Genomic DNA, 20,797 nt, shown 5'->3' with positions numbered 1-20,797 from the left:
TTTCATTGAAAGCGCGCCCAACTGCTTTCACCATATCTTAGGGAATCCGGTCGAAGTGCCTGTCGCGTCAGGCGCCCGCCCATCTCCACCCATGGCAACCAACTTCCTGACCCAGATTTTCGGCAGTCGCAACGATCGGCTGCTCAAGCAGTATCGCAAGACGGTGGAACGCATCAATGCGCTCGAACCCGAGTTCGAAAAGCTCAGCGACGACGCACTGCGCGCCAAGACGCAGGAGTTCAAGGACCGCATCGCCAAGGGCGAGACCCTCGACGCCCTGCTGCCGGAGGCTTTCGCCACGGTGCGCGAAGGCTCCAAGCGCGTCATGAAGATGCGCCACTTCGACGTGCAGCTGCTGGGCGGCATGGCGCTGCACAACGGCAAGATTTCCGAAATGCGCACCGGCGAAGGCAAGACGCTGACCGCCACGCTGCCGGTGTACCTGAACGCGCTGTCCGGCAAGGGCGTGCACGTGGTCACGGTGAACGACTACCTGGCCAACCGCGACGCGACCTGGATGGGCCGCCTCTACAACTTCCTCGGCCTCACCGTCGGCATCAACCTGCCGCAGATGCCGCGCGAGGAGAAGCAGCAGGCCTACGGCAGCGACATCACGTACGGCACCAACAACGAGTACGGCTTCGACTACCTTCGCGACAACATGGTCTACGAGCCCGGCGACCGGGTCCAGCGCGGGCTGAACTACGCCATCGTCGACGAAGTGGACTCGATCCTGATCGACGAGGCCCGCACGCCGCTGATCATCAGCGGCCAGGCCGAAGACCACACCGACCTCTACCTGGCCATCAACAAGGTGGTGCCCCTGCTGACCAAGCAGGAAGGCGAGGCCGATCCGCGCACCGGCGAAGGCGTCACGGTGCCCGGCGACTTCACGGTCGACGAGAAGACCCACCAGGTGTTCCTGACCGAGGACGGCCACGAGAACGCCGAGCGCATCCTGGGCGAGTTCAAGCTGCTGCCCGAGGGCGCGTCGCTCTACGACCCGGCCAACATCACGCTGATGCACCACCTGAACGCGGCGCTGCGCGCGCGTCACCTGTACCACCGCGACCAGCATTACGTGGTGCAGCAGGGCGAAGTGGTCATCGTCGACGAATTCACCGGCCGCCTCATGACCGGCCGCCGCTGGAGCGACGGCCTGCACCAGGCCGTGGAAGCCAAGGAAGGGGTGGAAATCCAGGCCGAGAACCAGACGCTGGCCTCGATCACCTTCCAGAACTATTTCCGCCTGTACGGCAAGCTCGCCGGCATGACCGGCACGGCCGACACCGAAGCCTACGAGTTCCAGGAAATCTATGGTCTGGAGACCATGATCATTCCGCCGAACCGCGTCAGCAAGCGCGACGACCAGCTTGACCGGGTCTACAAGACCACGCGCGAGAAATACGAAGCGGCCATCCAGGACATCCGCGAGTGCTACGAGCGCGGCCAGCCGGTGCTGGTGGGCACCTCGTCCATCGAGAACTCCGAAATCATCGACGGCCTGCTGACCCAGGCGGGCCTGCCGCACCAGGTGCTGAACGCCAAGCAGCACGCCCGCGAGGCCGACATCGTGGCGCAGGCCGGCCGCACGAAGATGATCACCATCGCGACCAACATGGCCGGCCGCGGCACCGACATCGTGCTGGGCGGCAACATCGAGAAGATGATCGAGGCCATCGAGAACGACGAAGGCCGCGACGAAGCCACCAAGAAGGCCGACATCGAGCATGTGCGCGCCGAATGGACCAAGGACCACGAGTTCGTGAAGTCGCTCGGCGGCCTGCGCATCATCGCGACCGAACGCCATGAGTCGCGCCGCATCGACAACCAGCTGCGCGGCCGTTCGGGCCGCCAGGGCGACCCGGGCTCCTCGCGCTTCTACCTGAGCCTGGACGATCCGCTGATGCGCATCTTCGCGGGCGACCGCGTCAAGGCGATCATGGACCGCCTGAAGATGCCCGACGGCGAAGCCATCGAGGCCGGCATCGTCACGCGCAGCATCGAGAGCGCGCAGCGCAAGGTCGAGGCGCGCAACTTCGACATCCGCAAGCAGCTGCTCGAGTACGACGACGTGTCGAACGACCAGCGCAAGGTGATCTACCAGCAGCGCAACGACATCCTCGACGCGGGCGACCTCACGGCGCAGATCGCCGGCCTGCGCGAAGGCTGCTTCACCGACCTCGTGCGCCAGTACGTGCCGAGCGAATCGGTCGAGGAGCAGTGGGACCTGGAAGGCCTCGAGAAGACGCTCTTCGCCGAGTGGGGCATCGACATGCCGCTCAAGAAGGAAGTCGAGGCCTCGGAAGCCATCGCCGACGAGGACATCGTCGAGAAGGTGCTCAAGCACGCCAACGAGACCTTCGACGCGAAGGTGGCGCTGATCGGCCAGGAGAACTTCACCCAGTTCGAACGCATGGTGCTGCTGCAGAGCATCGACACGCACTGGCGCGAGCACCTGGCCTCGCTCGACTACCTGCGCCAGGGCATCCACCTGCGCGGCTATGCGCAGAAGCAGCCCAAGCAGGAATACAAGCGCGAAGCCTTCGAGCTGTTCGGCCAGCTGCTCGACTCGGTCAAGAACGAAGTCACGCGCCAGCTGATGACGGTGCGCGTGCAATCCGGCGAGCAGCTCGAGGAAGCCGCCGAGGCGCTCGAAAGCCGCGGCGAGAACGTCACCAACATCACCTACACCGCGCCGACGGAAACGGGCGAGGTCGAGGTGCGCGTCGACGAGGAAAGCCAGCGCCGCGCGGCGGCCGCGGGTGCGGGCGCCCTGAGCGCCGAGGCCCTGGCCTTCGCCCGCGTCGGACGCAACGACCCGTGCCCCTGCGGCAGCGGCAAGAAGTACAAGCAATGCCACGGCAAGCTGACCTGACCAGACCCGGAACCTAAGAAGAGACATCCCATGCCCGTGAACCTGTCTGCTCCCGATCCCGCCGCGTTGTTCGCGGTGCCTGGTGTCCGCATCGGCGTGGCCGAAGCGGGCGTGCGCAAGGCCAATCGCAAGGACCTGACCGTCGTGCTGATCGACGAAGGCTCCGCCGTCGGCGGCGTGTTCACCCAGAACCGTTTCTGCGCCGCGCCGGTGCAGGTCTGCCGCGAGCACCTGGCCGCGAACCACGGCATCCGCGCGATGGTGATCAACACCGGCAACGCGAACGCCGGCACGGGCGAAGACGGGCTGATGCGCACGCGCTCCACCTGCATCGCGCTGGCGCGCAAGCTGGAAATCTCGCCAGAGCAGATCCTGCCGTTCTCCACCGGCGTGATCATGGAGCCGCTGCCGGTCGATCGCATCGAAACCGGCCTGCCGGCCGCGCTGGCCGATGCTTCCGCGGACCACTGGGCGCGCGCGGCCGAGGGCATCATGACCACCGACACCATCCCGAAGGCCTTCAGCCAGCGGGCCCAGGTCGGCGGCGCGACGGTCACCATCACCGGCATCAGCAAGGGCGCCGGCATGATCCGCCCGAACATGGCGACCATGCTCGGCTTCATGGCGACCGACGCGAAGATCGATCCCTCGCTGATCCAGCCGCTGGCCAAGCTGCTGGCCGATGCCTCGTTCAACCGCGTGACCATCGACGGCGACACCTCCACGAACGACTCGTTCGTGGTCATCGCGACGCAGAAGGCGGCCAACGCCGCCATCACCTCGCTCGACTCGGCCGACGGCAAGGCGCTGGTGGCCGCCATGCAGGACGTGGCGCGCCAGCTGGCGCAGGCCATCGTGCGCGACGGCGAAGGCGCGACCAAGTTCATCACCGTGCAGGTCGATGGCGGCCGCGACGCCGCGGAGTGCAGGCAGGTGGCCTACGCCGTGGCGCATTCGCCGCTGGTCAAGACGGCGTTCTACGCCAGCGACCCGAACCTGGGCCGCATCCTGGCGGCTGTGGGCTATGCGGGCATCGACGACCTCGACCAGACGGGCATCGACCTGTTCCTCGACGACGTGCACGTGGCGGTCAAGGGCGGGCGCAATCCGTCGTACCGCGAGGAAGACGGCCAGCGCGTGATGAAGCAGAGCGAGATCACGGTGCGCATCGGCCTGGGCCGCGGCGACGCCAGCGAAACCATGTGGACCTGCGACTTCAGCCACGAATACGTGACCATCAACGCCGACTACCGGTCATGAACGAGCAGTTCCAGAGGCTGATCGAGCGCGCCGAGCAGCTGATCAACCGCATCGAATCGATCCTGCCGCAACCGCTGGCGGAGCCGGCCGACTGGAACGCATCCATCGCCTGGCGCTACCGCCGCCGCAGCTCGGGCCACGGCGTGCTCGAGCCGGTGAAGCACGTGGCCGCGATGTCGCTCGATTCGCTCAAGGAAATCGACGTCCAGAAGGAGAAGATCGCGCGCAACACGCAGCAGTTCGTCGAAGGCAAGCCCGCCAACAACGTGCTGCTGACGGGCGCGCGCGGCACCGGCAAGTCGTCGCTCATCCGCGCCTGCCTGCAGGCCTATGCGCCGCAGGGGTTGCGCCTGATCGAGGTCGACAAGGCCGAGCTGACCGACCTGCCGGACATCGTCGAGGTGGTCTCGCAGCGGCCCGAGAAATTCATCGTGTTCAGCGACGACCTGAGCTTCGACGAGGGCGAGCCGGGCTACAAGGCGCTGAAGTCGATCCTCGACGGCTCGATCGCGGCGTCGACGCCCAACGTGCTGATCTACGCGACCAGCAACCGGCGCCACCTGCTGCCCGAGTACATGAAGGACAACCTCTCGTACACCCACACGGAAGACGGCGAAGTCCATCCGGGCGAGGTGATCGAGGAAAAGATCTCGCTGTCGGAGCGCTTCGGCCTCTGGGTGAGCTTCTATCCCTTCAGCCAGAACGAGTACCTGACGATCGTGGGCCAGTGGCTCTCGTCGTTCGGCGTGGACGAGGCCGCCATTGCCGCGGCGCGGCCCGAGGCGCTGGTCTGGGCGCTGGAGCGCGGTTCGCGCAGCGGACGCGTGGCCTACCAGTTCGCGCGGGACTACGCGGGTCGGAGCAACGCGTGAGCGAGCCGCGCAAGCACACGGAGGTCGCCGTCGGCGTGCTGATCCGCCTGTCGGACGACGCACTGCTGCTCTCGACCCGGCCCGAAGGCAAGGCCTACGCGGGCTACTGGGAATTTCCCGGCGGCAAGATCGAGGCGGGCGAAACGGTCGAACAGGCGCTGCGGCGCGAGCTGCAGGAAGAGCTCGGCATCACCATCGGCGGCGCCGAGGTCTGGAAGATCACCGAGCATGACTATCCGCATGCGCTGGTGCGCCTGCACTGGTGCAAGGTGACGGCCTGGACCGGTGAATTCGAGATGCGCGAAGGCCAGCAGATGGCCTGGCAGCAGTTGCCGCTGGACGTGACGCCGGTGTTGCCGGGCGCGCTGCCCGTGCTGCAGTGGCTGTCCGAGGAGCGTGGGCTGCAGTTCGCGCCGCAGCCGGCCGCCGCGCCGGCCGACTGATTGATGCACCCCAAGTACCGTCCGGATATCGACGGGCTGCGCGCGATCGCGGTGGCCTCCGTGGTCGTGTACCACGCCTTCCCCAAGGCGCTGATGGGCGGCTTCATCGGGGTCGACATCTTCTTCGTGATCTCGGGCTTCCTGATCACGACCATCATTCTCCAGAGCCTGGCGGCGGGTGATTTCAGCTACCGCGACTTCTACGAGCGGCGCATCCGGCGGATCTTCCCGGCGCTGATCGTGGTGCTGCTGGCGACGCTGTGCGCCGGCTGGTACCTGCTGCTGTCCGACGAGTTTGCCGAGCTCGGCAAGCAGACGGTGGGCGGCTCGGCGTTCGTGGCCAACCTGGTGTTCTGGAGCGAGTCGGGCTACTTCGACACGGCCGCCGAGACCAAGCCGCTGCTGCACCTGTGGTCGCTGGGCATCGAGGAGCAGTTCTACATTTTCTGGCCGCTGCTGCTGGGGCTGGCATGGCGCAGGCGCTGGCCGATCGTGCGCGTGGTGCTGGCGGTGGCGGCGGTGTCGCTGCTGGTCAACGTGACCACGGTCCATCCGCTGCCGGCGGCGTCGTTCTACTCGCCGGCTTCCCGTTTCTGGGAGCTCATGGTGGGCGGCATCCTGGCCTGCATGCGGCTGAAGCCCCCTGCGCCCAATGCCTGGCGCAGCCATGCGCAGTCGGTGCTGGGCGTGGGGCTGATCGTGCTCGGGCTGGTCATGATCCGCAGCAACAAGTCGTTCCCGGGCTGGTGGGCGCTGCTGCCCACGCTGGGCGCGGTGAGCTGCATCGCAGCCGGGCCGAACGGCGTGCTGAACAAGTACCTGCTGTCGAACCGGGTGATGGTGTGGATCGGCCTCATCAGCTATCCGCTGTACCTGTGGCACTGGCCGCTGCTCGCGTTCGTGCGCATCGTGGAGGCCGATCCGCTGCATCCGTCGCCGGTGTATCGCGCCGGTGCGATGGTGGCGAGCGTGCTGCTGGCCTGGGGCACCTACCGTTTCATCGAACGCTTCGCCAGGAATCGCCCCGGCCCCGGCACCATCAAGATGCTGGGCGCTGGCATGGTGCTGGTGGCAGCGGCGGGCGTCGCGATCTTCCTGGGCGTGCCCGGGCCCCGCAATGACAGCGAAAGGCTGCAGATCGTCGCCAATGCCACGCTGGACGCCGACTACTACGCGGGCTTCAAGCTCGACCAGATCGGCGAGCAGCTGGTCTACAAGACCGGGAACGGGCCGAAGCGCGTGCTGTTCGTGGGCGACAGCCACGTGCAGCAGTACGCGCCGCGGGTGATGGAGCTGTCGCGCACGCTGGCGATGCCGGACAAGTCGGCCTGGTTCGTCACCCAGGGGGCGTGCCCGGCGGTGCCCGGCGTTCAGGCCGACAAGAACATCGGCTGCGCCGAGCGGCGCGACGCCATGCTGGCCTATGCGATGGGCCCCGAGGTCGACTCGGTGGTCATCGGCGGCTGCTGGAACTGCTACTTCGTCGGCCACGGCGCGCTGGAATACTATTTCCGCGATGCCGACAACAAGGTCCATCCGTTCCAGGGCGGCGACGGCATCGAACGCTCGCTCGCGTCGCTGGAAGCCACGCTGCGCGAGCTGGCGCGGCACAAGAAGGTGTACCTGCTGCTCGACAACCCGGGCGGCGAGGAATTCACGCCCAAGCGCCTGATCGAAGGCAGCCGCCTGACACGCATGGAGGCGATGAGCTCGACGCCGACGGCCCCGTTGCCGGCCGACCAGAAGCAGCTCAACGACCGGCTGCGTGCGATTGCCGAAGCAAGCGGCGCGGAGCCCATCGACGCGATGGCCGTGCTTTGCAAGAACGACCAGTGCCTGCGCACGATGCCCGACGGATCGCCCGCCTACAAGGACGCCGATCACCTTCGGCCGCGCTACACCCGTGAAGAGGCGAGCTATTTCGACCGCACCGTCCGCACCGCGCCGGCCGCGGCCGCAGCGCAGCCGCGTTGAGCGAGGCGCCGCGCACGATGCATCCCAAGTACCGCCCGGACATTGACGGCCTGCGTGCCATCGCGGTCGGCTCGGTGCTGGTCTATCACGCGTTCCCGAGTCTGCTGCCGGGCGGCTTCATAGGGGTCGACATCTTCTTCGTGATCTCGGGTTTCCTGATCACGACCATCCTTCTGCAGAGCCTGGCGGCGGGCGACTTCAGCTACCGCGACTTCTATGCGCGGCGCATCCGGCGCATCTTTCCAGCGCTGGTGCTCGTGCTGCTCGCCACGCTGGCGTTCGGCTGGTATGTGCTGCTGCCGGGCGAGTTCTCGCAGCTGGGCAAGCAGACCACCGGCGGCGCGGCCTTCTTTGCCAACCTTGTGTTCCTCGGCGAGGCGGGCTACTTCGACGCGTCGGCGGAGACCAAGCCGCTGCTGCACCTGTGGTCGCTGGGCATCGAGGAGCAGTTCTACATCTTCTGGCCCCTGCTGCTGGGGCTGGCCTGGCGAAAGCGCTGGCCGATACTGAAGGTGACGCTGGTCGTGGCCGTGGTTTCGTTCCTGGTCAATGTGCTCACGGTGCAGCCGCACCGCGCGGCCGCCTTCTACTCTCCGCTCTCGCGGGCCTGGGAGCTGATGGCCGGCGGCCTGCTGGCGGCCATGCGGCTGCGGCCGGCCGTGGCTTCGGACAGTTCACGCACCGCGATGCTGCGGCATGCGCAGTCCGTCGTCGGCATCGGGCTGATCGCCTGGGGACTCTTCGCGGTTCACAGCACGAGGGCGTTTCCGGGCTGGTGGGCCCTGGTGCCGGTGCTCGGTGCGGTCAGCTGCATTGCGGCGGGCCCGGGCGGCGTGCTGAACCGCTACCTGCTGTCGAACAGGCTCATGGTGTGGATCGGCCTGATCAGCTACCCGCTGTACCTGTGGCACTGGCCGCTGCTCTCTTATGCGCGCATCGTCGCGGGCGGGGAGCCGTCGCTGCAGGTGCGCATCGCGATGGTGGCAGCCGCGATCGTGCTGGCCTGGGCCACGTATCGTTTCGTCGAGCGCTTCGTCAAGCTGCATCTCTCGCAAGCCATGCTGCGCGGATTGGCGGGCGGCGGCGCGGCGCTGGCGCTGGCCGGCGTGCTGGTCTTCACAGGCACGCCGCTTCCTCGCCACGACAGCCCGGCCCTGCAGGCCGTGGCCGACGCGGTGCAGGAAGACAACTATTACGAGGGCCTGCAGGAGACAGCGCTGGGCGGGCAGTTCGTCTACAAGGCCGGCAGCGGCAGGCACAACGTATTGCTGATCGGCGACAGCCACATCGAGCAGTACGCACCCCGCGCGCTGGAGTTGGCCCGCACGCAGCCCGACCTGGCGCGCACGGCGTACTTCGCGACCCAGGGGGCTTGCCCTCCGGTGCCCGGCATGTTCAGCAGCGCCGACATGGCCTGCGACCAGCGTCGCAAGGCGGTGCTGGATCTGGCGCTGAAGCCCGAGGTCGATTCCGTGGTGATCGGCGCGTGCTGGAGCTGCTATTTCACCGGCACCGGCCCGATGGCGAACTACTTTGTGGACGACAGGCAGGCCGTGCACCCGTTCCTCAACGGAGACGGCGTCGAGCTGGCGTTGAAGTCGCTGGGCGACGTTCTTAAGCGGCTGTCGGCGCTGAAGCCGGTGTATCTGGTGCTCGGGAATCCGGTCGGTATGGATTTCGATCCGCTCCGGCAGATCGAGGGCAGCCGGCTCGGTGACCTGAGGGCCTCCAGCGGACTCAAGGCGCCGATGCCGCACGACCAGGCACTGTTCAATGCGCGGCTGAAGCAGGTCGCGCAAGCCAGCGGTGCGCGGGTCATCGAGCCGTTTGCCAGCCTGTGCGCGGGCGAAGAGTGCATCCGCAGCATGCCGGACGATGGTTCGCCGGCCTACAAGGACATCGGCCACCTTCGGCCGAGGTATGCGCGCAGCTTTGCGACGTACATCGACCCGGCGCTGCTGGACGAGGGCGGCGCCGCAAAGTAGCTTTTGCCGGGGTTACTGGATCTTCGGGTCGCCGAAGGGTTCTTCGTCCGGCGGCGCCTCGGCCGGCATCCGGAATTCCTCGCTGGCCCACGCACCCAGGTCGATGCCCTTGCAGCGTGCGCTGCAGAAGGGCCGGTAGGCGTTGCTGGGGGCGTAGATGCTGTCGCCGCCGCACGTGGGACAGCGGACGATCCGCTCGCCTTTGTCGTTCACCGCGGTCATGCGCAGAGGGTCAGCTCGAAAGGCGCGTCGTCCGAGCTTTGATGCAGGCGGTCGTCCTTGTCGTGGCGCATGAGGCGCACCGACACCATGAGGCGATTGCCGCTGATTTCAGGAATGAGGCCCAGCTTGGGGTCGATGCGCAGGCGCAGCAGCTGGAAGCTGCGGCCCTGGGGCAGGTTCTGCTGGAACTGGCCGTTGGTGGCGATCACCTTGTAGGGCACGTCGGCGTCGCGCAGCAGCTTGAGCAGCAGGTAGATCGACGAGGCCAGCGGCGAGAGCGTGTTCGACCAGCGTTCGAGGTCGGCGCGGCGGCTGGCCGGCGGGCGATGCTGCCAGGCGTAGTAGGCGGGCAGGTCGAATTCGCAGGTGCCGCCCGGAATGCCGGCGCGGCTGCGGATGCTCATGAGCCACTCGTTTTCCGTCAACGCCTGCCCGGCCTTGCCGGCCACGCCGTTGAGGGTGCTGAAGTTGCGCTCGAGCTGGCCGATGACCTGGTCGAGCACCGTCTCGGCAATGGCCGGGTTGCCGCGGTAGCTGTTGAAGACGGTCTTGTGCTTGTCGAGGTCGCGCAGGACATCGGCCTTGAGGTCGGCCCGCGCGGCGACGTCCATGATCTCGAAGATCGTGATCAGGGCGTAGTGGTGGGACAGCGGCGATTCAGCGGGTACCAGCTCGCCCAGGCGGCGAAACAGGTGCTCCAGCCGCAGGTAGGTGCGGATGCGCTCGTTGAAGGGGTACTCGTAAAGGATCACGCGTATCGTTTTTTCACGTCAGGTTCGAGCTCATTGCGACTTGGCTGCCGGCGGCGGAAACACTTGTCGCACAGCCTCCAGCATACGCTGACCGAAAAGAATGTATCCGCGGGTCGAGACATGGGTTTCGTTGGCGGGGAAAAGGTCCATGACCTTGAAGCGGTTCTGCTCCGCGAGCGCGAACAGGTCCGGCCCGATATTTTGCGGGTTGAACGCGGCCCTGAACTCATCGGCATGGTTTTGTTGCAAATACACCGTGCTCTTGTTCGGAACCACCATCCAGACGACCTTGTAGGGCGCCGCGGTGGTCTCGAAGCTCTTCATGAACCGGGCCGACTTGACCGACAGCGCCGGGTTGACGCGGTCTTCGGCGGTCATGAGCAGCTTGTCGCAGGCGTGGTGGCTGAACTGCCTGCAGCCGTCGGGCACGACGCGCGCGTCGATCAGCGGGCCCCAGCGCTCGGGCGTGTTGGTCCAGCTGTCGGAGGCCAGGATGGCCTTGGTGTTGTGGTACGTGTACCAGCCGCTGAGCAGTTCGGCGTCCCAGTTGAGCTGGAAGCCGGGCGCGGGCTTGGCCGGGTTTTCGAAGGGAGGCGGCGTCGGCTTGAAGGCATGCTTCATGGTTGCGCAGGACTCGGACTTCTGGATGCGGTCCTCGAGCAGCCGCTCGATGCTCTCGATGATCACGACCTTGCCCTTGAAGCCGGACTTTTCGAGCCAGCTGGAGAAGTCGCCGCACACCACGCCGCCGAGGTTGTCCCAGTGCGTGGTGGTCATCTTGTAGCCCGCGCCCACCAGCGCCGATTGCCAGGCGTAGCGCACCGAGAAGCTGTCGCCGATCACCAGGATGTCGGCCTCGTTGATCGGCCAGGTCTTGACGTCGGCGTCCGGAATGGGCGGCGGTGGCTCGTGCCAGCCGAATTCGCGCTCGGAGATGCGCCCGATGCGCGTCAGGTCGCCATAGGGAATGGGCGTGAAGAGGCTGGTCAGCAGCAGTGCGCAGCACACCAGGTAGCCCGCGGCGAAGATGCGAAGCCAAACCTTGGCCGATTTCGTGTCTTCCATGTCAGAACTGGAAATAGAGGAACGGGCTGTAGTTGCCGAACTTCGACAGGCACAAGCCAAAGAGATAAACGCAGCCCAGGCCTGTGACCCAGGTCGCCAGCAGCTGCAGGCGCGGGCGGCCGGCCAGGCCGGCGACGTTCGGGATCCAGCGGTCGAGCGTGATGGTGGGCGGCAGCGCCAGGCAGATCACCAGGCCGGCCAGGATGGTCTGGAAGAACTCCGGCTTGCGGAACGGGACCTTGAACTCGCTGAACGCCGAAACGGGCGCGCCGTGCATGCCCAGCATGCCCTTGTAGATCTCGATGGCGGCCGACATGCTGTCGGCGCGGAACACGACCCAGGCGATCATGACGCAGACAAAAGTGATGAACCATCCGACCACGCGTCCGAGGACCGTGCTGGTGGTCTTGCCACGTCGCACCTTGGCGTTCCAGAAGTGGTTGACCATGAGGTAGGCGCCATGCAGCGCGCCCCAGATCACGAAGGTCCAGGCCGCGCCGTGCCACAGGCCGCCCAGCAGCATCGTGAGGAACAGGTTGATGTAGCGGCGCGCCGGCCCCTTGCGGTTGCCGCCCAGCGGCACGTAGAGGTAGTCGCGCAGGAAGGTCGACAGCGAGATGTGCCAGCGGCGCCAGAACTCGATCATGTTGGTCGACTTGTACGGCGACCGGAAATTGAGCGGCAGCTGCACGCCCACGCACAGCGACAGGCCCACTGCCATGTCCGAATAGCCGGAGAAGTCGAAGTAGATCTGCAGCGTATAGGCCAGCACACCGAACCAGGCCGTGTACAGCGAGGGCAGCACGCCTTCGTGCACGCCCTTGAACATCATGTCGGCGTACTGACCCAGCGGGTCGGCGATCAGCATCTTCTTGGACAGGCCGAAGACGAAGATGCCCAGCCCCAGCGCCAGGTTGCGGGCGTTGATCTTGTAGGTGGCCGGGTTGTTGAACTGCGGCATCATTTGCGCGTGATGCAGCACGGGACCCGCGATCAGGTGCGGGAAGTAGGTCACGAACAGGACGTAGTGAATGAAACTGCGCTCATGCACCTTGCCCTGCCAGCAGTCGACCAGGAAGGCGATCTGCGTGAAGGTGTAGAACGAGATGCCGATCGGCAGCACGATATGCACCAGGTCGATCTGCGAGAAGCCCGCGGCGGCCAGGCCGGCGTCGATGTTCTCCAGGAAGAAGTTGGCGTACTTGAAGATCGCCAGCACACCCAGGTTGACCACCAGCGCGATGATCAGCAGGGCCTTGCGGTGCTTGTCTTCCCGCCCCGGAGACGGCGTGAGCCGCAGTCCGAACCAGTAGTTGATGCAGATCGACCCCAGCAGCAGCGGCAGCGCCTTGACGCTCCACCAGCCGTAGAAGAAAAGCGAGGCCAGTGCCAGGAAACCCGCCGCCGACCGGGGACTGCGCGCGCCGATCAGGAAGAAGCCGATCAGGACCAGCGGGAAAAATACAAAGATGAAAGGGTACGAATTGAAAAGCATCGTGAGGGGCGCTTAGGCGTGCGCCGTTTGACGTGATCGTCGTGTAGCCGTCGCGGCGTCAATCGTTAATTATCGCGTGCCCGTCCGAACCCACCGTTCCCAGAGACCCCGCACCTGCGCACCGAGTTCCTCCAGGGTCAGGTCGTCGTTGTAGATGACGGCGTCCGCGGCGGCCCGGCGTGCCTTGCGCGGGGCTTGCTGGGCGATCACGGCCCTGGTCGCCTCGGGTGTCCAGCCCGAGCGGGCAATCACCCGCTCCAGCTGTGTTTCTTCGCGGGCGTCGACCACCAGCACCCGGTCTACCATGGCGCGCCAGCGGCCGGACTCGACCAGCAGCGGAACGTCGAAGACGACGACGGCATCCGGGCCGGCCGCCGCGGCCTGGCGCCGGGTTTCCGCGCCGATCAGCGGGTGCAGGATGGATTCGAGCCGGGTCTTGGCGCCCGCGTCCGCGAACACGATCTGGCGCATGGCGGCCCGGTCCATGCCGCCGTCGGGTGCGATCACGCCGGGGCCGAATGCGGCCTCCAGCGCCGGCATGGCGATGCCGCCCGGCTGCGCGATCGAGCGCGCGATGGCGTCGGTGTCGACCAGGACCGCGCCCTGCGCGACCAGCAGCGCGGCGACCGTGCTCTTGCCGCTGCCGATGCCGCCTGTCAGCCCGATGCGCCGCACCATGAGCTTGCCGCTCAATGCACCAGCGCGCCCAACGGGAACGCGAACGGAATCCACTGCTTCACGAGCTCGGGGCCCGCCACCAGGCAGACCAGGCCCGCGCCGGCCAGGAACGGACCGAAGGCGATGGGGATGTCCTTGTGCGCCAGTTTGCCTGCGAAGCGCAGTGTCAGGCCGATCACGGCGCCCACCAGCGACGAGACGAGGATGATCGCGATGAGGTAGTCGGCACCCAGCCAAGCACCCAGCGCGGCGAGCAGTTTGAAGTCGCCATAGCCCATGCCTTCCTTGCCCGTGATCAGGCGAAAGCCATGGTACACAAGCCAAAGGCTCAGGTAGCCGAACACCGCGCCCCAGACGGCGGCGTTGAGCGAGACGCCGGTCCAGCCCATGGCTGCGCCGACGAGGCCGAGCCACAGCAACGGGTAGTTGATCGAATCGGGCAGGAACTGGGTGTCGAAGTCGATCAGGAACTGGCAGACCAGCAGTGCCCCGAACGCAGCCCACAGGACGCCGGCGGGGGTGATGCCGAAGCGATGGGCGCACAGGGCAAAGAGCCCGGCGGTGACCAGCTCGACCAGCGGGTAGCGCGGGCTGATCCTGGTCTTGCAGGAGCCGCAGCGGCCGCGCAGCAGCACATAGCTCAGCACGGGGATGTTCTGGTACCAGCGGATCTCATGGCCGCAGTTCCCGCAGCGCGATGCCGGGCGCATGAGGTTGAAGGGGGGCAGCGCCTCGATGGCCGTCGCCGCCTTGTCGGCCGCCGCCTCGAGCCCCGCCGGAGGCACGGCCTTCGGCCCGAAGGCCAGCGACCAGAGCGAGGGCATGTCCCTGGACGACATCAGGTTGGCCACGGCCTCGGACAGCCATTCCCGGTACATCATCACCGGAACGCGGTAGATGACGACGTTGAGAAAGCTGCCGATCAATAGCCCCAGGACACCGGCCAGAACGGTGTCGATCTCCCGCGAAACGAGCATCAGACGACCTGGCCGAGCTTGAAGATGGGCAGGTACATCGAGACCACGATGCCGCCGATGATGGTGCCCAGGAACACGATGATGATGGGCTCCATCAGGCTCGAGAGGCCCGCGACCATGTCGTCCACTTCCGATTCATAGAAGTCGGCCGCCTTGCCCAGCATGTGGTCGATGGAGCCGGATTCCTCGCCGATCGCGGTCATCTGGATGACCATCGAGGGGAACAGGTTGGCGTTGGTCATGGCCGCCGTGAGGCTGGTGCCGGTCGAGACTTCCTGCTGGATCTTGGCCGTGGCGTCCCCGTAGACGGTATTGCCCGAGGCTCCGCCCACGGAGTCCAGCGCTTCGACCAGCGGCACGCCCGCGGCGAACATCGTTGCCAGCGTGCGGGTCCAGCGCGCCACGCAGGATTTTTCGATCAGCGCGCCGAAGATCGGCACCCTCAGCAGCGCCCGGTCCATGACTCTCTGCACGCGTTCGTTTCGTCGCCAGGCTTGCATGAAGAAATACAGGCCCCCGCCGATACCGCCAAAGATCAGCCACCAGTAGGACACAAAGAACTCACTGATGCTGATCACGAGCAGTGTCGGCGCGGGCAGATCGGCGCCGAACGATGTGAACACCGATTTGAAAGCCGGGATCACGAAAATCATGATGATGGCGATCACCACGAAGGCCACCACGACCACGGAAATCGGGTACATCAACGCCGACTTGATCTTGGACTTGATCGCCTCGGTCTTCTCCATGTACGTGGCCAGCCGGTCCAGCAGGTCTTCCAGGATACCGGCGGCCTCGCCGGCCTCCACCAGGTTGCAGTAGAGGTTGTCGAAGTACTTCGGAAACTTGCGGAACGCCGCCGACAGGGACGTACCCGTTTCCACGTCGCTGCGGATGTCGTTCAGCAGCTTGGCAACACTGGCATTCGCGTTGCCGCGACCTACGATGTCGAAGGACTGCATCAGCGGCACGCCGGCTTTCATCATCGTTGCCAGCTGGCGCGTGAAGATGGCGATGTCCTTGGGCTTGATCTTCTTGCCCGAGCGCATCCGCCGCTTCTTGATCTTCGAAGCCAGCACGCCCTGGCGGCGCAGCGCGGCCTGCACCTGGTTCTCGCCGGCGGCCCGGAGTTCGCCACGCACCAGCTTGCCGTTGCGGTCCTTGCCTTCCCACTCGAAGACAAATTCCTTGTGTGTGGGCTGGGAGCGGGAGGATGCCACTGTTGCCATTCGATCTCCGGATTTCAGTGTGTGCGTTATTCGTTGGTGCAGGCCACGACTTCTTCGAGCGAAGTCAGGCCCTGCATGACCTTGCGCAGGCCGGACTGGCGCAGCGAGCGCACGCCTTCCCTCTCGGACTGCTGTGCGATGTCGAGTGCGCTGCCGTCGCGCAGGATGATTTCCTGGATCGCTTCCGAGATCGGCATCACCTGGTAGATGCCGACGCGGCCCTTGTAGCCACCGCTGCATGCCGAGCAGCCGACCGGGCGGTAAGGCTTCCAACTGCCGTCCAGTTGTTCTTCCTGGAATCCCGCGTCGAGGAGGGCTTCGCGCGGTACGTCCGCGGGCGCGCGGCAGACGGTGCACAGCCGCCGCGCAAGGCGCTGCGCGGTGATCAGGATCACGCTCGATGCGATGTTGAACGGCGCGATGCCCATGTTGCGCATGCGCGTGAGCGTGGTCGGTGCGTCGTTGGTGTGCAGCGTCGAGAGCACCAGGTGGCCCGTCTGCGCCGCCTTGATCGAAATATCCGCGGTCTCGAGGTCGCGGATTTCGCCGACCATGATGATGTCCGGATCCTGCCGCAGGAAGGCGCGCAGCGCGGCGGCGAAAGTCAGCCCCGCGCGCTCGTTGACGTTGACCTGGTTGACGCCCGGCAGGTTGATTTCCGACGGGTCTTCCGCCGTTGCGATGTTCACGCCCGGCTGGTTCAGCAGGTTCAGGCAGGTGTAGAGCGACACCGTCTTGCCCGAACCCGTCGGGCCGGTCACGAGCACCATGCCGTAGGGGCGGCCGATGGCATGCAGAAGCCGCGCCTTCTCGTCGGCGTCGTAGCCCAGCGCATCGATGCCCAGGCGCGCACTGCTGGGGTCGAGAATACGAACCACGATCTTCTCGCCGAACAGCGTGGGCAGCGTGCTCACGCGAAAGTCGATCACGCGGTCGGGGCCGATCTTGAGCTTCATGCGGCCGTCCTGCGGCACGCGCTTCTCGGAGATGTCGAGCCGCGAAATCACCTTGATGCGGGAGGCGAGCTTGTCCTTGATGACGGTCGGCGGGCTGGCGACCTCGCGCAGTTCGCCGTCGACGCGGAAACGCACACGGTAGTTGTGCTCGTAGGGCTCGAAATGGATGTCCGATGCCCGCATGCTGACGGCGTCGAGCAGCATCTTGTGGAGGAACCGCACCACCGGCGCGTCTTCGACTTCGGCGATCGCCTGGTCATTGGCGTCGCCCGAGGTGTCGGGCGTGACCTCGTCGAATTCGAACTCGCTGCCGACGATGCTGTTGATGGTCTCCGCCGCGCTCACGGCGGCGGCTTCGATCATGCGCGACAGCTTGTCGTATTCCGCGATGACCCAGTCGACGCCCATCTGCGACGCGAACTTGATCTTCTCCGCCGCCTGCTGGTCCGACGGGTCGGCCGTGGCAACGATCAGCCGGTTGTTGCGCTTGCTGAGAACGACGATGCGGTAGGCGTGGCAGAGCTTCGGGTCGAGCAGGTCCTTGGGCAGGCGCTGGTGGTCGATGGCGTCGAGGTCGAGCAGCGGGGCGCCGAATGCGCTGGAAAGGGTATGGGCAAGGTCCGCGGCCGACACGGCGCCAGTGCCGGTCAGTTCCGCAATAAAGCTGGTGCGGCCGCTCAGCGACTTCTGATAGATGTCTTCCGCCGTCTTGGCGGCCAGCTTGCCGGCCGAAATCAGCGCGCGCGCGAGCCCAGGAAGCGCTATCTGCGCGGATTCTTTGACTGGAAGTTCGGCAGCGGCCATTCAGCGAATGCAAAAGATGTGAAAAAGTGCTTCACGATCATCGCTGAACACTACTGTGCTGTAAATCGCTACACAGCAACAGGCATGGCCATTTATTTATGCCAGCCAAAGGCTGGTCGGGGTGAGAGGATTCGAACCTCCGGCCTCTACGTCCCGAACGTAGCGCTCTACCAGGCTAAGCTACACCCCGATGGTTGCAAGAAAAAGAGAAGTCGTCCTAGATGCCAACTCAGGTGAGGTGTTCAGGCACGTCGCTCAAGCAACTGAGCCGCCAATTGTAGCAAACCTGAAGCGTGCAAATTGGACGGAAAGCCATTCAATGCATGAATTGCGCGTTGAGCTTCTGCGGCAGCGGCTTCGCGGGAAGCATCCAGTGCCCCGGTTTCGCGAACGATCTCGACCACCTTGCCCAGTTGGGCGGTGTCTCCAGCCTCGATGGCGGCGCGCACGAGCTGGCTCTGCGCAGGCGTTCCGCGCTGCATCGCAAAGATGAGCGGCAGCGTGGTCTTGCCTTCGCGCAGGTCGTCGCCGACGTTCTTTCCTGTCTCGTTGGCGTCGCCTGCATAGTCCAACACGTCGTCGATCACCTGGAACGCGGTGCCCAGCGCTTGCCCATAAGTGGCGCAGGCTTCCTCGACCTCGGTCGTGGCGCCGGCCAGGACGGCCGCGAGCCGGGTGCTGGCTTCAAAAAGCTTGGCGGTCTTGGAGCGGATCACGCGCAGATAGGCGGCTTCATCCAGCGAAGCGTCGTGCATGTTCATCAGCTGCAGCACTTCGCCTTCGGCGATCACGTTGGTCGCCTCGGCCAGGATCTGCATAACGCGCATGTTGTCGGCGTCCAACATCATCTGGAAGGCGCGCGAGTAAAGGAAGTCGCCGACCAGCACGCTGGCCGGATTGCCGAACGATTCGTTGGCCGTTGCTCGGCCGCGGCGCAGGGTTGATTCGTCGACCACGTCGTCGTGCAGCAGCGTCGCGGTATGGATGAACTCCACCACCGCCGCCAGATTGAAGCGCTGCTCGCCGGTGTAGCCCAGCGCGCCCGACATCAGCAGCAGAAGCGCTGGCCTCAGGCGCTTGCCGCCCGCGGAGATGATGTACTTGGAGACCTGGCTGACCAGCGGCACGCCCGTGTCGAGGCGGCGGGCGATGACACGATCGACTTCGACCATGTCGCCGGCAATCAGGTCCAGCACGGTGGCGGTGGGGGAGGTGTCGGCGGCGGGAACTGGCAAAGCGGGGGCGCGGAGCGCTGCTGAAAGTAAGGGCGGCCCAGGGGCCGGGACGCGCAAATTATAGGGAGCCGTTACCTTCCGCAGGGAGCGTGCCTGGGCCTGGGTGGTTGGCAGACACGAACCGCGCTATAATCTTGGGCTCTGCGGAATTCGCCGCGGAGACTCAATTTCTAAGAGGTTTACATGTACGCGGTCATAAAAACCGGCGGCAAGCAGTATCGCGTTGCTTCCGGCGAAAAAATTAAAGTAGAACAGATTGCTGCGGACGTAGGCCAGGAAATCGTGATCGACCAGGTTCTGGCTGTCGGAAACGGCGCTGAAATCAAGGTTGGCACGCCCCTGGTGTCCGGCGCAACGGTGACAGTCACGGTACTGTCGCACGGCAAGCACGACAAGGTTCGCATCTTCAAGATGCGCCGTCGCAAGCACTATCAGAAACGTCAAGGCCATCGCCAGCAGTTCACCGAACTGCAAATCGGCGCGATCGCCGGCTAAGGAGAAGATTCCATGGCACAGAAAAAAGGCGGCGGCTCAACGCGAAACGGGCGCGATTCCAAGCCCAAGATGCTCGGCGTGAAGGCCTTCGGCGGCGAACTGATCAGCGCAGGCTCGATCATCGTGCGCCAGCGCGGCACCCAGTTCCACCCCGGCGTGAACGTCGGCGTGGGCAAGGACCACACGCTCTTCGCCCTGGTCGACGGCCACGTGTCGTTCGGTCAAAAGGGTGCACTGAACAAGCACACGGTCAACGTGACGCCCGCGGCGTAAGCCTCGAGTCACTTCGATCAGCCCGAGGCCCCGCATTGCCGGGGCTTCTTCATTTGTAAACTGGACATCCCATGAAGTTCGTCGACGAAGCCTTCATCGACATCGCCGCGGGCGATGGCGGCAACGGCTGCGTGTCGTTCCGTCATGAGAAATACAAAGAGTTCGGCGGCCCCAACGGCGGCGACGGAGGCCGGGGCGGCCACGTCTTCGCGGTGGCCGACTCGAATCTGAATACTCTTGTCGATTTCCGCTATTCCCGCCGCCACGAGGCCAAGCGCGGAGAGCACGGCATGGGCTCCGACATGTTCGGCGCCGCTGGCGACGACATCACGCTCAGGATGCCGGTCGGCACGATCATCTCCGACGCCGAAACCGGCGAGGTGCTGTTCGAACTCCTGAACGAAGGTGAGGTCATCACCATCGCCAAGGGTGGCGACGGTGGCTTCGGCAACATGCGCTTCAAGAGCGCCATCAACCGCGCCCCGCGCCAGAAGACGCCCGGCTGGCCCGGCGAGAAGCGCAGCCTCAAGCTCGAACTCAAGGTGCTGGCCGACGTGGGCCTGCTCGGCATGCCGAACGCCGGCAAGTCGACGCTGATCAGCGCCATCTCCAATGCCCGTCCGCGCATCGCGGACTACCCCTTCACCACGCTGCACCCGAACCTCGGCGTCGTGCGCGTCGGCCCGGAGCAGAGCTTCGTGGTGGCCGACCTGCCCGGACTGATCGAGGGTGCTTCCGAAGGCGCCGGCCTCGGCCATCTTTTCCTGCGCCACCTGCAGCGCACCCGCCTGCTGCTGCACGTGATCGACATGGCGCCGTTCGACGACAGCATCGACCCGGTGGCGCAAGCCAAGGCCATCGTCGGCGAACTGAAGAAATACGACGCCGCGCTCTACGAGAAGCCGCGCTGGCTGGTGCTCAACAAGCTCGACATGGTGCCCGCCGACGAGCGTGCCGCGCGCGTCAAGGACTTCGTCAAGCGCCTGCGCTTCAAGGGACCGGTGTTCGAGATCTCGGCGCTTACGCGCGAAGGCTGCGAGCACCTGGTGCAGGCGATCTACCAGCAGGTCAAGGCGCAGCAGGCGGCCGAGCATGCGCCGGTCGAAGTCGATCCGCGCTTCATTCCGCTGCCGCCCGAAGGCGCCTGACCAGCGGCGCAGCATCGAGAGATGCTGCAAATCAGATAGCAATCAACGCAGCATTC

General features: G+C 65.5%; 18 protein-coding genes and 1 tRNA gene. 9 read left to right on the top strand and 10 right to left on the bottom strand.

From position 1 onward, the window contains the following. The first annotated feature begins 91 nt into the window (after window positions 1-91). The 6 genes from secA to AC1RVW_RS09550 are packed head-to-tail and all read left to right on the top strand — an operon-like array spanning window position 92 to window position 9,412. On the top strand, window positions 92-2,878 hold the full coding sequence (gene secA, locus AC1RVW_RS09575) for a preprotein translocase subunit SecA (protein WP_106937020.1): 2,787 nt from the start codon (window positions 92-94) through the stop codon (window positions 2,876-2,878). A 30-nt stretch (window positions 2,879-2,908) separates the two neighbouring features. After that, window positions 2,909-4,138, top strand: coding sequence for a bifunctional glutamate N-acetyltransferase/amino-acid acetyltransferase ArgJ (argJ, locus tag AC1RVW_RS09570; protein WP_493199513.1), 1,230 nt, complete (start codon window positions 2,909-2,911; stop codon window positions 4,136-4,138). Beyond that, complete coding sequence (locus AC1RVW_RS09565) at window positions 4,135-5,010, top strand: ATP-binding protein (protein WP_081267920.1); 876 nt, start codon at window positions 4,135-4,137, stop codon at window positions 5,008-5,010. The genes argJ and AC1RVW_RS09565 overlap by 4 nt, the downstream gene beginning before the upstream one ends. Continuing rightward, the gene (locus AC1RVW_RS09560; RefSeq protein WP_493199511.1) at window positions 5,007-5,453 is read left to right on the top strand and encodes an NUDIX domain-containing protein; all 447 of its coding nucleotides are present in this window, start codon (window positions 5,007-5,009) and stop codon (window positions 5,451-5,453) included. Before AC1RVW_RS09565 ends, AC1RVW_RS09560 begins: the two co-directional genes overlap by 4 nt. A 3-nt stretch (window positions 5,454-5,456) precedes the next feature. Next, window positions 5,457-7,427 (top strand): acyltransferase family protein, encoded by a 1,971-nt coding sequence (locus AC1RVW_RS09555; protein ID WP_493199509.1) that lies wholly within the window; start codon window positions 5,457-5,459, stop codon window positions 7,425-7,427. Window positions 7,428-7,444: 17 nt separating this feature from the next. Beyond that, complete coding sequence (locus AC1RVW_RS09550) at window positions 7,445-9,412, top strand: acyltransferase family protein (RefSeq protein WP_493199507.1); 1,968 nt, start codon at window positions 7,445-7,447, stop codon at window positions 9,410-9,412. 12 nt (window positions 9,413-9,424) lie between these two features. Here the strand turns inward: AC1RVW_RS09550 and AC1RVW_RS09545 are convergent, their stop codons facing one another. The 10 genes from AC1RVW_RS09545 to AC1RVW_RS09500 all read right to left on the bottom strand — a co-directional run bounded on the left by AC1RVW_RS09545 (window position 9,425) and on the right by AC1RVW_RS09500 (window position 18,825). Next, window positions 9,425-9,634 (bottom strand): DNA gyrase inhibitor YacG, encoded by a 210-nt coding sequence (locus AC1RVW_RS09545; RefSeq protein ID WP_081267922.1) that lies wholly within the window; start codon window positions 9,632-9,634, stop codon window positions 9,425-9,427. After that, a complete protein-coding gene (zapD, locus tag AC1RVW_RS09540) occupies window positions 9,631-10,386 on the bottom strand; it encodes a cell division protein ZapD (protein WP_285410120.1) in 756 nt (251 codons plus the stop codon). The genes AC1RVW_RS09545 and zapD overlap by 4 nt, the downstream gene beginning before the upstream one ends. A gap of 30 nt (window positions 10,387-10,416) precedes the next feature. Continuing rightward, window positions 10,417-11,451 (bottom strand): hypothetical protein, encoded by a 1,035-nt coding sequence (locus AC1RVW_RS09535; protein WP_493199504.1) that lies wholly within the window; start codon window positions 11,449-11,451, stop codon window positions 10,417-10,419. Window position 11,452: 1 nt separating this feature from the next. Beyond that, complete coding sequence (locus AC1RVW_RS09530; protein WP_493199502.1) at window positions 11,453-12,946, bottom strand: MBOAT family O-acyltransferase; 1,494 nt, start codon at window positions 12,944-12,946, stop codon at window positions 11,453-11,455. 69 nt (window positions 12,947-13,015) lie between these two features. Beyond that, window positions 13,016-13,624, bottom strand: coding sequence for a dephospho-CoA kinase (coaE, locus tag AC1RVW_RS09525; protein WP_493199544.1), 609 nt, complete (start codon window positions 13,622-13,624; stop codon window positions 13,016-13,018). An 11-nt stretch (window positions 13,625-13,635) separates the two neighbouring features. Continuing rightward, window positions 13,636-14,601 carry a prepilin peptidase gene (locus tag AC1RVW_RS09520; protein WP_493199500.1) on the bottom strand — a complete coding sequence of 322 codons (966 nt, stop codon included), beginning with the start codon at window positions 14,599-14,601 and terminating at the stop codon, window positions 13,636-13,638. Beyond that, complete coding sequence (locus tag AC1RVW_RS09515; protein ID WP_493199498.1) at window positions 14,601-15,830, bottom strand: type II secretion system F family protein; 1,230 nt, start codon at window positions 15,828-15,830, stop codon at window positions 14,601-14,603. The genes AC1RVW_RS09520 and AC1RVW_RS09515 overlap by 1 nt, the downstream gene beginning before the upstream one ends. 26 nt (window positions 15,831-15,856) lie before the next feature. Further along, on the bottom strand, window positions 15,857-17,590 hold the full coding sequence (gene pilB / locus AC1RVW_RS09510) for a type IV-A pilus assembly ATPase PilB (protein ID WP_081267928.1): 1,734 nt from the start codon (window positions 17,588-17,590) through the stop codon (window positions 15,857-15,859). A gap of 113 nt (window positions 17,591-17,703) precedes the next feature. Beyond that, a tRNA-Pro gene (locus AC1RVW_RS09505) sits at window positions 17,704-17,780 on the bottom strand. Between the two features lie 52 nt (window positions 17,781-17,832). After that, a complete protein-coding gene (locus tag AC1RVW_RS09500; protein WP_409196148.1) occupies window positions 17,833-18,825 on the bottom strand; it encodes a polyprenyl synthetase family protein in 993 nt (330 codons plus the stop codon). Between the two features lie 183 nt (window positions 18,826-19,008). Here AC1RVW_RS09500 and rplU point away from each other — a divergent pair, with 183 nt between their 5' ends. The 3 genes from rplU to cgtA all read left to right on the top strand — a co-directional run bounded on the left by rplU (window position 19,009) and on the right by cgtA (window position 20,741). After that, window positions 19,009-19,320, top strand: a complete 312-nt coding sequence (rplU, locus tag AC1RVW_RS09495; RefSeq protein WP_057592097.1) for a 50S ribosomal protein L21 — start codon at window positions 19,009-19,011, stop codon at window positions 19,318-19,320. A 12-nt stretch (window positions 19,321-19,332) separates the two neighbouring features. Further along, entirely contained in the window at window positions 19,333-19,593 is a 261-nt protein-coding gene (rpmA, locus tag AC1RVW_RS09490) for a 50S ribosomal protein L27 (RefSeq protein ID WP_081267930.1), read from the top strand. Window positions 19,594-19,664: 71 nt separating this feature from the next. Continuing rightward, complete coding sequence (gene cgtA / locus AC1RVW_RS09485; RefSeq protein WP_081267931.1) at window positions 19,665-20,741, top strand: Obg family GTPase CgtA; 1,077 nt, start codon at window positions 19,665-19,667, stop codon at window positions 20,739-20,741. Window positions 20,742-20,797: the final 56 nt, after the last annotated feature.

The sequence above is a fragment of the Variovorax sp. MPBD4-3 genome, assembly GCF_058809745.1.
The sequence above is the reverse complement of the archived record's forward strand: the minus strand, read 5'-3'. Positions and strand labels throughout refer to the sequence as shown.

What these genes read in the sequence shown, in the direction of transcription:
- secA (WP_106937020.1), top strand. Translation starts at nt 92, where the DNA reads ATGGCAACCAACTTCCTGACCCAGATTTTCGGCAGTCGCAACGATCGG.
- argJ (WP_493199513.1), top strand. Translation starts at nt 2,909, where the DNA reads ATGCCCGTGAACCTGTCTGCTCCCGATCCCGCCGCGTTGTTCGCGGTG.
- AC1RVW_RS09565 (WP_081267920.1), top strand. Translation starts at nt 4,135, where the DNA reads ATGAACGAGCAGTTCCAGAGGCTGATCGAGCGCGCCGAGCAGCTGATC.
- AC1RVW_RS09555 (WP_493199509.1), top strand. Translation starts at nt 5,457, where the DNA reads ATGCACCCCAAGTACCGTCCGGATATCGACGGGCTGCGCGCGATCGCG.
- AC1RVW_RS09550 (WP_493199507.1), top strand. Translation starts at nt 7,445, where the DNA reads ATGCATCCCAAGTACCGCCCGGACATTGACGGCCTGCGTGCCATCGCG.
- AC1RVW_RS09545 (WP_081267922.1), bottom strand. Translation starts at nt 9,634, where the DNA reads ATGACCGCGGTGAACGACAAAGGCGAGCGGATCGTCCGCTGTCCCACG.
- AC1RVW_RS09535 (WP_493199504.1), bottom strand. Translation starts at nt 11,451, where the DNA reads ATGGAAGACACGAAATCGGCCAAGGTTTGGCTTCGCATCTTCGCCGCG.
- AC1RVW_RS09530 (WP_493199502.1), bottom strand. Translation starts at nt 12,946, where the DNA reads ATGCTTTTCAATTCGTACCCTTTCATCTTTGTATTTTTCCCGCTGGTC.
- coaE (WP_493199544.1), bottom strand. Translation starts at nt 13,624, where the DNA reads ATGGTGCGGCGCATCGGGCTGACAGGCGGCATCGGCAGCGGCAAGAGC.
- AC1RVW_RS09520 (WP_493199500.1), bottom strand. Translation starts at nt 14,601, where the DNA reads ATGCTCGTTTCGCGGGAGATCGACACCGTTCTGGCCGGTGTCCTGGGG.
- AC1RVW_RS09515 (WP_493199498.1), bottom strand. Translation starts at nt 15,830, where the DNA reads ATGGCAACAGTGGCATCCTCCCGCTCCCAGCCCACACACAAGGAATTT.
- pilB (WP_081267928.1), bottom strand. Translation starts at nt 17,590, where the DNA reads ATGGCCGCTGCCGAACTTCCAGTCAAAGAATCCGCGCAGATAGCGCTT.
- rplU (WP_057592097.1), top strand. Translation starts at nt 19,009, where the DNA reads ATGTACGCGGTCATAAAAACCGGCGGCAAGCAGTATCGCGTTGCTTCC.
- rpmA (WP_081267930.1), top strand. Translation starts at nt 19,333, where the DNA reads ATGGCACAGAAAAAAGGCGGCGGCTCAACGCGAAACGGGCGCGATTCC.
- cgtA (WP_081267931.1), top strand. Translation starts at nt 19,665, where the DNA reads ATGAAGTTCGTCGACGAAGCCTTCATCGACATCGCCGCGGGCGATGGC.